Here is a 2,327-nt window from a genome sequence, read left to right as displayed (position 1 = left end):
CAGCTGGTCGCCCTGGCCCGGGCCTACCTGGCCGACCCGGACCTGCTCGTCCTCGACGAGGCCACCTCCGCGGTCGACCCGGCCACCGAGGTCCGTATCCAGCGCGCCCTGGACTCGCTCGCCCGGGGCCGCACCTCGATCGCCATCGCCCACCGCATCTCCACCGCTCAGGCCGCCGACGAGGTGCTCGTCATGGACGCCGGCCGAGTCGTTCAGCGCGGCCCGCACGCCCGCCTGGTCACCGAGGACGGACCGTATGCCGCGCTCTACGCCTCGTGGGTCGCCAACCAGGGCGCTCACTGAGGTGCCGGCCTCGAGTTCCACGCTGCTCCGCACTTCCCGGGCCAGGCGCCATGGACGCCGAGCTCGAGCGGCGCCGGCCAGTTGGCACAATGACCCGGTGAGTCTCGACCCCGCCATCGCCGCCCGCCTCAAGCGGGACGCCCAGGGGCTGGTCGCCGCGATCGTCCAACAGCACGACACCCGTGAGGTGCTCATGCTCGGCTGGATGGACGACGAGGCCCTGCACCGGACCCTCACCTCCGGCCGGGTGACGTTCTGGTCGCGCAGCCGCGGGGAGTACTGGCGCAAGGGCGACACGAGCGGGCACGCCCAGATCGTCAAGAGCGTCGCCCTCGACTGCGACGGCGACGCCCTCCTCGTCACGGTCGACCAGATCGGCGCCGCCTGCCACACCGGCGATCGCACCTGCTTCGACGCGGGCGACCTCCGCGCCACCATCTCGCCCGATGCGCCCGCGGGAGGCGAGGCATGAGCGCGGGGCCGGCCACACTGCCATACGGCAGCACGTGGCCCGCTCTCGAGACCTTCACCGTCCTGGCCCAAGACCGGCGCGTCGTGCCGGTCGTCCGCCGCCTGCTCGCCGACGGCGAAACCCCCCTCGCCCTCTATCGCAAGCTGGCACAAGGCAAACCGGGCTCCTTCCTGCTCGAGTCGGCCGAACACGGGGGCGTCTGGAGCCGCTACTCGATCATCGGCGCCGCGAGCCGCGCCACCCTGACCGAGCGGGACGGCGAGGCCGTCTGGATCGGCGAACCGCCCGTCGGGGTGCCCACCGGCGGCAGCCCCGTCGATGCCGTCCGCGACACCGTCGCCGCCCTCGCCACGGAGGCCCTTGCCGGTCTGCCGCCGCTGACCGGCGGGCTCGTCGGCGCCATCTCCTACGACGCCGTCCGGCGCTGGGAACGCCTGCCGGAGAAGGCGATCGGCGACCTCGACCTGCCTGAGGTCGCGATGGTCCTGGCCACCGACGTCGCCGTCCTCGACCACAGCGACGGCTCCGTGCTCCTCATCGCCAACGCCGTCAACTACGACGACACCGACGAGCGTGTCGAATGGGCCTGGACCGACGCCGTCGAACGCCTCGACGCCATGACCGCGGCCCTCGCGACGCCGACCGACAGCACCGTGGCCGTCCTCGACGCCGCCCGCGCCGACACCGCTCTCGAGAACGTCCGGTCCAATCTCACCCAGGAGCACTTCGAGGACCTCGTCGAGCAGTGCAAGGAGGACATCCGCGCGGGCGAGGCCTTCCAGATCGTCCTGTCACAGCGATTCGACATCGACTGTCCCGCAGACGGACTCGACGTCTATCGGGTCCTGCGCTCCAGCAACCCGAGCCCCTATATGTACTTCTTCCGGCTCGACCACCCGGCCGGCGGATCATTCGACATCGTCGGCTCATCGCCCGAAGTGCACCTCAAGGTCACCGGCCGCGAGGTGATCCTGCACCCCATCGCCGGCACCCGACCCCGCGGCAAGAACCCCGAGCACGACCTGCTGCTCGAAGAGGAACTCCTCGCCGACCCCAAGGAACGCGCCGAGCACGTCATGCTCGTCGACCTCGGCCGCAACGACCTGCAGCGCGTCTGCTACGCCGGCACCGTCGACGTCGTCGAGTTCCTCAACATCCGCCATTACAGCCACGTCATGCATATCGAGTCGACGATCGTCGGCCAATTGGCCAGGGAGGCGACGGCATACGACGCCCTGGCCGCGACCTTCCCCGCCGGCACCCTCTCCGGCGCGCCCAAGCCGCGGGCGATGGCGCTCATCGAGGAATACGAGCCGACGCGGCGCGGTATCTACGGGGGAGTCGTCGGCTACTTCGACTTCCACGGCGACATGGACGTCGCCATCGCGATCCGGACCGCCGTGATCACGCAGGGCAAGGCCTTCGTCCAGGCCGGGGCGGGCATCGTCGCCGACAGCGTGCCCCTGTCCGAATACGAAGAGACCCGCAACAAGGCCGCCGCGGTGCTGCGCGCGGTCGCCGCGGCCGGCACCCTGGGACCGCCGTGGTGAGC

2 protein-coding genes and 1 pseudogene are annotated in these 2,327 nt (G+C 71.1%); all 3 read left to right on the top strand.

Translation table 11 applies throughout. The features are described 5' to 3' along the window. Positions 1-303, top strand: a pseudogene (locus BN11_RS24050) (ABC transporter ATP-binding protein); the annotation flags it as partial. Between the two features lie 97 nt (positions 304-400). Further along, positions 401-775, top strand: a complete 375-nt coding sequence (gene hisI, locus BN11_RS15825) for a phosphoribosyl-AMP cyclohydrolase (protein ID WP_048699300.1) — start codon at positions 401-403, stop codon at positions 773-775. Then, positions 772-2,325: an anthranilate synthase component I gene (locus BN11_RS15820; protein WP_048699297.1), complete on the top strand. Its 1,554-nt coding sequence runs from the start codon at positions 772-774 to the stop codon at positions 2,323-2,325. The genes hisI and BN11_RS15820 overlap by 4 nt, the downstream gene beginning before the upstream one ends. Positions 2,326-2,327 lie beyond the last annotated feature (2 nt).

The organism is Nostocoides australiense Ben110 (assembly GCF_001050535.1).
In the GTDB taxonomy this organism is placed as follows: domain Bacteria; phylum Actinomycetota; class Actinomycetes; order Actinomycetales; family Dermatophilaceae; genus Nostocoides_A; species Nostocoides_A australiense.
Note: the sequence above shows the minus strand (reverse complement) of the source record. Positions and strands in the feature narration are given on the sequence as shown.

Bases quoted from the DNA above. Each gene is read 5' to 3' on its own strand.
- BN11_RS15820 (WP_048699297.1), top strand. From the start codon at position 772: ATGAGCGCGGGGCCGGCCACACTGCCATACGGCAGCACGTGGCCCGCT.